This window comes from Yoonia sp. (genome assembly GCF_017854415.1).
Lineage (GTDB): Bacteria > Pseudomonadota > Alphaproteobacteria > Rhodobacterales > Rhodobacteraceae > Yoonia.
On sequence record NZ_JAFMHR010000150.1, the window covers coordinates 1 to 6,734 of the forward strand.

General features: G+C 56.6%; 7 protein-coding genes. All 7 read right to left on the reverse strand.

Features of this window, described 5'->3' with window-relative positions; translation table 11 throughout:
* Positions 1 to 1,234, reverse strand: a 1,234-nt coding sequence (locus QZ197_RS13885) for a S41 family peptidase (RefSeq protein WP_296432735.1), incomplete at its 3' end; no start/stop codon positions are given.
* A 13-nt stretch (positions 1,235 to 1,247) separates the two neighbouring features.
* Entirely contained in the window at positions 1,248 to 2,321 is a 1,074-nt protein-coding gene (locus tag QZ197_RS13890; protein ID WP_296432736.1) for a peptidoglycan DD-metalloendopeptidase family protein, read from the reverse strand.
* Positions 2,318 to 3,832, reverse strand: a complete 1,515-nt coding sequence (gene gpmI, locus QZ197_RS13895; RefSeq protein WP_296432737.1) for a 2,3-bisphosphoglycerate-independent phosphoglycerate mutase — start codon at positions 3,830 to 3,832, stop codon at positions 2,318 to 2,320. Before gpmI ends, QZ197_RS13890 begins: the two co-directional genes overlap by 4 nt.
* A 101-nt stretch (positions 3,833 to 3,933) precedes the next feature.
* The gene (rlmH, locus tag QZ197_RS13900) at positions 3,934 to 4,404 is read right to left on the reverse strand and encodes a 23S rRNA (pseudouridine(1915)-N(3))-methyltransferase RlmH (protein WP_296432739.1); all 471 of its coding nucleotides are present in this window, start codon (positions 4,402 to 4,404) and stop codon (positions 3,934 to 3,936) included.
* A complete protein-coding gene (gene rsfS / locus QZ197_RS13905; RefSeq protein ID WP_296432742.1) occupies positions 4,404 to 4,841 on the reverse strand; it encodes a ribosome silencing factor in 438 nt (145 codons plus the stop codon). Before rsfS ends, rlmH begins: the two co-directional genes overlap by 1 nt.
* A gap of 156 nt (positions 4,842 to 4,997) precedes the next feature.
* Positions 4,998 to 6,023 (reverse strand): zinc-binding dehydrogenase, encoded by a 1,026-nt coding sequence (locus tag QZ197_RS13910; protein WP_296432740.1) that lies wholly within the window; start codon positions 6,021 to 6,023, stop codon positions 4,998 to 5,000.
* Positions 6,024 to 6,032: 9 nt separating this feature from the next.
* A partial coding sequence (locus tag QZ197_RS13915; RefSeq protein WP_296432741.1) for an exodeoxyribonuclease III occupies positions 6,033 to 6,734 on the reverse strand: 702 nt, incomplete at its 5' end.

The window sequence follows — 6,734 nt, forward strand, 5'->3', positions numbered from 1 at the left end:
CGCGATCTTCTTCGATCTGCAGGATTTCATCTTCGGACAAGCTGTCATTCTCGAGCGAGCCGCGCAAACCAGCCTCCGAGCGTGTGTTGCGTGCTTCTTCCTCTTCAGCGTCCTCGTCCGCAACGCGGCGCGGCTGATCAACTATGATATCTGGTGATATGCCCAAAGCTTGGATCGACCGACCGGAAGGCGTGTAATACCGCGCCGTCGTCAGGCGCATTGCGCCTTCGCCCCGCAGCGGAACAACTGTCTGAACAGAGCCTTTGCCGAATGAATTAGTCCCAACTACAATGGCGCGACGGTGATCTTGCAACGCCCCCGCCACGATCTCGGACGCCGAAGCGGACCCGCCATTGATCAATACAACTATCGGTTTGCCTTCAGCTAAATCCCCTGCTGATGCATTGAACCTTTCGCCATCAGCCGCAGACCGGCCACGGGTTGATGTGATCTCGCCTTCTTCCAGGAACGCATCGGATACATAGATTGCCTGGCTCAACAGGCCGCCTGGATTGTTGCGCAAATCCACCACAAAACCGTCGACATTATCCAAGCCGCCCGCCGCCTCGACCTGTTCCGCGATGCCATCGCGCAGGTTAGGGAAGGTCTGTTCGTTAAAGGTTGTAACCCGCACGACCACGGCTTTGCCTTCTGTCCGCGTACGCACGGCGGTCAGTTTGATGGTGTCGCGAATGATCGAAACATCAAAGGGTTCTGGTTCTTCTTCGCGCACGATCGTGACGATGATTTCGGCACCAACAGGGCCGCGCATCATCCGCACGGCTTCGTCCAACGTCAGGCCAAGCACGCTTTCGCCATCGACCGCCGTGATATAGTCGCCCGCGAGAATGCCTGCTGCATCTGCAGGTGTGCCATCCATCGGCGAGACGACTTTGACCCAGCCTTCTTCTTGGGTGACTTCAATACCAAGCCCGCCAAATTCGCCCGACGTGCTAACCCGCATACGCTGGGCCGCCTGCGGGGAAAGATAGCTGGAATGCGGATCAAGTGATGTCAGCATTCCGTTGATCGCAGCTTCGATCAGTTCGCTGTCATCGACCTCTTCGACATAACTTGATCTGATCCGCTCAAAAATGTCGCCGAACAGATCAAGCTGTTCGTAGACGCTGGTGTTGCTATCCGCTTCTTGGGCTAGCAGCGGACCTGCAATCTGGCTGGTTGCCAACAATCCAAGTACGGCACCACCTGTCGCGGCCAAAAGCATCTTTTTCATTTCGTTTTCCTGTCTATTCCAGCGCGAACCATGCGTCAGTGTTCACCGAACCTTGCCCGTCTCTTACCTCAAGATAAAGGGCCTGTGCACGCGCGCCCACATCAATCCCATCGTTTTCAGTCAAAATACCGTCATCATGGCGTTGATCATCCCCCAGCAAGCCGATTGGCGCACCAGCAGCGAGCACTTCTCCGGTTTGCCCGAACACTTCTGCAAATCCTGCCATAACAAATAGGACGTCTGCGGCAGGTTCAAGGATTACGACCGTGCCATAATCAAGCAAGGCCCCTTGGAACAAGATCGTGGCCGCTGCAGGCGCAGTGACAAGTGCGCGCGGGGCTGTGGCCATACGCACGCCTGCGCGCCCGCTGCCATCATCCGGCAAGACAATACCTGCGACCGGTAGCGGCAGATTGCCAGCAGCGGTCAAAGTTGCGGTTTGATCGGGGCGTGCTTGGACGATTTGGGCGGCGAAATCCCCCAGTGTTCCGGCGCTCGCTATCATAAGGGCTGTTTGCACGGAATCGTCAGTGAACCTTGTCGGCAGTGCCGTCCGGTTCGAAATAGCCTGCCCCAGTGCGCCCCTTGCAGACTGCGCGCCCTGCAGCCCATCCGCCAAAGATTGCGCCGCATCATTCTGGGCTTGCCGCAACGCGCGAGTTTGCGCCAAAAGCGCGCGCAAGTCATCAGCTTGCGCCGCAAGCGCAGGTGCCATGTCCGCCACCAGCATCCCTGCCCGCGCCGTATTCAGCGGCCCCGCCGGATGCACGCGCAACACTGGCTGCGGTGTGCGGCTAATGGCGGATAGCACGCCCAACAATTGGCCCATGCCTTCGCTTTGTTCGCGTAGCTGTGCGGCGAGGTCCGCCTCGCGCAATGCGATGGCCCGCTGGCCTTCGCGCATGGCCGAAAGACCTGCCTCATAGGCTTTGACGGCGCCTGTCAGTGCCGCAATCCGGTCTGACGCATTGTCAGCTGCATCCAGCTGCGCGCGCGCTTCTTGCAATTGCAAAGCAGCCTCTTGCGCGGCCTGCTGACCTACCGCCGCAGTCGAAAGACAGATCAGAAGGGCAGCAAGACGGATCATCTGACGATCAAGCTTTGGCCAGTCATTTCAGGAGGCAGATCTAGCCCCATCAGATCCAAGAGCGTCGGCGCCAGATCAGCCAAGCGGCCATCGCGCAATGTGACACCCTCTGGACCACCCACCATCGCAACTGGCACCGGATTTGTTGTATGGGCCGTGTGCGGACCGCCAGTTTCGGGGTCGATCATCATCTCGCAATTGCCGTGATCGGCAGTCACGATCATTGCACCGCCTGCTGCCGTCAAAGCCGTCAGCACTTGCCCCAATCCTGCGTCAACTGCTTCGCAAGCTTTGATGCCAGCTGCCAGATCGCCCGTATGCCCGACCATGTCCGGATTGGCGTAATTGGTCACGATCAGATCATAGCCTGCGCCAATCGCGTTAACGAACGCTTCGGTAACTTGCCCCGACGACATTTCCGGTTGCAGATCATAGGTCGCAACCTTTGGCGATTGCGGCATAAAGCGATCCTCGCCAACCTCTGGCGTTTCAATCCCACCATTAAGGAAAAAGGTCACATGCGGGTATTTCTCGGTCTCGGCCAGCCGGAACTGGCGCAGCCCGTGTTTTGCCACCCATGCGCCAAGCGTGTTTTGGATATCGCGCTTGGGGAAAACGGTATCAAACCAAGTGTCGTGTTTGTCCGAATAGGTCACCATACCAAGCAGCGCAGCCAGCCTAGGCTGAACGCGTGCGAATCCGTCAAAATCCGGATCCGCAATCGCGGCCAAAATTTCGCGCGCACGATCAGAGCGGAAGTTAAGGCAAAACAGCCCGTCGCCATCCGCAAAACCAGCATAATCGCCAATCACAGTGGCTGGAATAAATTCATCGGTCTTCCCAGCGGCATAAGCTGCATCAATTGCGGCCTGCGGGCTTGCTGCAGTTGCACCCTCGCCCTTTACCATCGCGTCATACGCAGTCTGCACACGTTCCCACCGATTATCGCGATCCAATGCAAAATAACGTCCCGTCACAGTGGCAACTTTTGCAGCAGCAGGCAAAGCCGTCTGAAACGTCGCCATGTATCCCTTGGCAGATGTTGGCGCCACATCGCGCCCGTCGGTGATCGTATGCACAACCACTGGCACATCCGCATCGGTCAGCGCCTTCGCAGCAGCTACGATATGCGCCAGATGCCCGTGAACGCCTCCGTCAGAGACGACACCCATTAAATGCGCCACACCGCCGCTGGCCTTCATTTTGTCGATAAACCGCAACAACGCGTCAGACTTGAAAAACGAGCCGTCTTCAATCGACAGCTCGATCTGGCCCAAATCCATCGCCACGATCCGTCCAGCGCCAATATTCGTGTGCCCGACCTCGGAATTACCCATCTGCCCTCCAGGCAAGCCGGCATCATGCCCATGCGTCAAAAGCTTTGCATGCGGGCCTTGCATGATACCATCGAAATTAGGTGTATGCGCTTGTTTCGGCGCATTGCCTTCGACCGCGTCACGCAGCCCCCAACCATCCAAAATACACAGAACAACAGGTTTTGGCACAGACATTGCAAGCTCCTTCAGGTCTTCGCATTCTATTTAACGCAACAGTGCAAGCAGGGAAATACACCCCCCTCGCTTTGTCTGAAATACTCCCGCCGGAGGCATCCTTAGGTGCGGTGATAAGGACCACCAGCGAGGATAGATGCCGCGCGGTATAGCTGTTCTGCCAACATCACACGCACAAGCATATGTGGCCAAACCATTTTGCCAAAGCTCAGGGACGTATCGGCGGTTTCGCGCAACGCAGGGTCAATTCCATCCGCGCCACCGATCACAAAGCTGACGTCTTGGCGACCTTGATCGCGCCATGTACCCAAAAGGCGGGCAAAATCAGGCGAGCTCATCACACGGCCGCGTTCGTCGAGTGTGCAGACCAATGCGCCATCAGGAATTGCGCGCTGCAACAACGCAGCTTCTGCGAGCATACCGCCGCCCTTTTTGTCTTCAACTTCGATAAGTTGCGCCGGACCAAGGGCCAAAGCCCGCCCGGTTCGGTCGAACCGGGTCAGGTAGTCCTTATAAAGGTCGCGCTCGGGCCCATTGCGTAATCGGCCCACAGCGCAGATTTGGACGCGCATCAGACGGCAGCGGCTGACCCGGGCTGCCACATCTTTTCAAGCTGATAGAACTCGCGGACTTCCGGACGGAAGACATGCACGATGATATCGCCTGTATCGACCAGCACCCAATCACCGGAATCTTTACCTTCGGTTTTCGAGACGATCCCGAATTCATGCTTGATACGCTCGGCCAGCTTTTCAGCAATACCAACCACCTGACGCGTAGAGCGACCCGAAGCGATGATCATATAGTCGCCCATCTCGGATTTGCCGCGCAGATTGATCTGCACGATGTCTTCAGCTTTATCGTCATCAAGTGATTTAAGAACAGCCGCCAAAAGGCTTTCGCTGGTCGCGGTTTTCAGAGCACTCATTGCGAGGGCTCCGGCGTTGGCTGATCCATCAGCCAGTGTGGAAAGAGACAGTTCATTGTCCTCCTTAATATGCGCCGTCAGAACCCCGGCGCAGGGCCTGATACTAAGATTAACAATGGCGCAGGTGTTTTTCAACAATTCGCTGAAACAAGGCTGTGCATGTCGCGGATTTACCCGCCACTTGCAAGCGGCGAAAATCAACCCGGCATATAAGCGGTGCGTAAGGGTAACAGTATTCTACTGCCGGGGATCAATGAACGCCTTGCCATCAGGCTGCGCCAAGATCTCGGGCAGCATCGTCATCGCCTTGGAGATTGGCACGATCCCGGCCACATCCGTCGTCCATGCCTTGCTCACAAAGCGTTCTTGGATCTCCATGAAAGCTTGCGGAATGCGTGCGGGATCCATTTGTTTCATCCAACGCGTCAGCCAGAAACCTTCGATCTGTTTGCCTTGGAAAATCAGCTGGCCCAGTTTTGTCAGCGCGGGCGCATCGGTCGACAGCTTGCCGTAATTCACCCAGCGCGCATTGTTAGGCATCGCGAAAAACACATCCGCTGTGAACTGATCGCCAACAGCGTCCAACAATATCCGCGGCTTGAATGCTGTGATCGCCGCTTCTGCTTGTGCTTGTGCGTCGGGTGCGCTGGAGACAATCACCTCGGCAGCGCCCAGCGCTTTGAGGGCCGCCGCTTGGTCAGCACGTCGCACGATCGCAATCGGCTTGATCCCATGATCACGGCCAAGCGCGATCAGTAGCTTGCCCAACTGCGACCCAGCTGCGTTCAGAATGAAACCGTCAGCGCCGCTTTCTTTAACTATATCAAACATAGCTATCGCCGTCAGCGGGTTCACCAATTGCCCAGCGGCATCTACATCCGCCAGATCAGGGCGACATGGCACCAGGTTACTGATGTCGGTCAACGCATATTCCGCCCACGTCCCTGACGCTGTCGCGAAAAAGCTGACACGCTGGCCGACAAGCGGCGTATCGCCTGCGACAACTTCTCCGACAGCCTCAAAGCCCGCGGGCACACCTGACACGCGCGGTTGCCCATATTCGCCTTTGATAAAGTGGATGTCCGATGGGTTCACGGCGGCTAAATGGACTTTGATCAAGGCCTGCCCTGCTGCGGGTGTTGGCACCGCAATACTTTGATGCGCCACAAAAGGCACAAGATCGGTGATATCGGGTCCTGTCTGCGTACCGGCAAAACCGTTCTGCAATTGCACGAGGGCGTTCATCATTTTGGCTTGCGTCATAGTGCGCTCCTAAAGATCAAAAGTTGCAAAAACCGGCGCATGATCGCTGGGCTTTTCCCAACCACGCGCATCGCGCACCACCCGCGATCCGTGGGCTGCGTTTTTGATGTCAGGTGTTGCCCAGATGTGATCAAGGCGGCGACCTTTGTCAGCCGTGTCCCATTCTTTGGCGCGATATGACCACCAGCTATATAGTAAGCCTTCGGGGATATCGGCGCGCGTCACATCCGACCAATCACCTGCCGCCATTACGTCAGCAAAGTGTTCTACCTCGATCGGTGTATGACTGACGACCTTAAGCAGTTTCTTGTGATCCCACACATCATCTTCGCGCGGTGCGATGTTCAAATCACCCACAAGGATCGCCTTTTGCGGCTTATCCTTGCGAAAGGCGTCGCGCATATCAGTGAGGTAATCCAGTTTTTGACCAAATTTTTCATTCACTGTCCGGTCCGCCACATCGCCACCTGCAGGGACGTAGTGGTTATGGATCGTCACGCCGTTTTCCAGCTTGCCCGCGATGTGCCGTGCGTGGCCGAGGTTTGCGAAATCCTCTGCACCTGCCTCGACCATCGGGATTTTCGAGAAAATCGCGACGCCGTTATATCCCTTTTGCCCACGCGCAACCATGTGGGTGTAGCCAAGCGACTGGAATTGTTCGAGCGGGATCAGATCGACAGGGCTTTTGCATTCTTGCAGGCACAGCACATC

Excerpts from the sequence above, each read along its gene's own strand:
- QZ197_RS13910 (WP_296432740.1), bottom strand. The coding sequence starts at position 6,023 with ATGACGCAAGCCAAAATGATGAACGCCCTCGTGCAATTGCAGAACGGT.
- rlmH (WP_296432739.1), bottom strand. The coding sequence starts at position 4,404 with ATGCGCGTCCAAATCTGCGCTGTGGGCCGATTACGCAATGGGCCCGAG.
- gpmI (WP_296432737.1), bottom strand. The coding sequence starts at position 3,832 with ATGTCTGTGCCAAAACCTGTTGTTCTGTGTATTTTGGATGGTTGGGGG.
- QZ197_RS13890 (WP_296432736.1), bottom strand. The coding sequence starts at position 2,321 with ATGATCCGTCTTGCTGCCCTTCTGATCTGTCTTTCGACTGCGGCGGTA.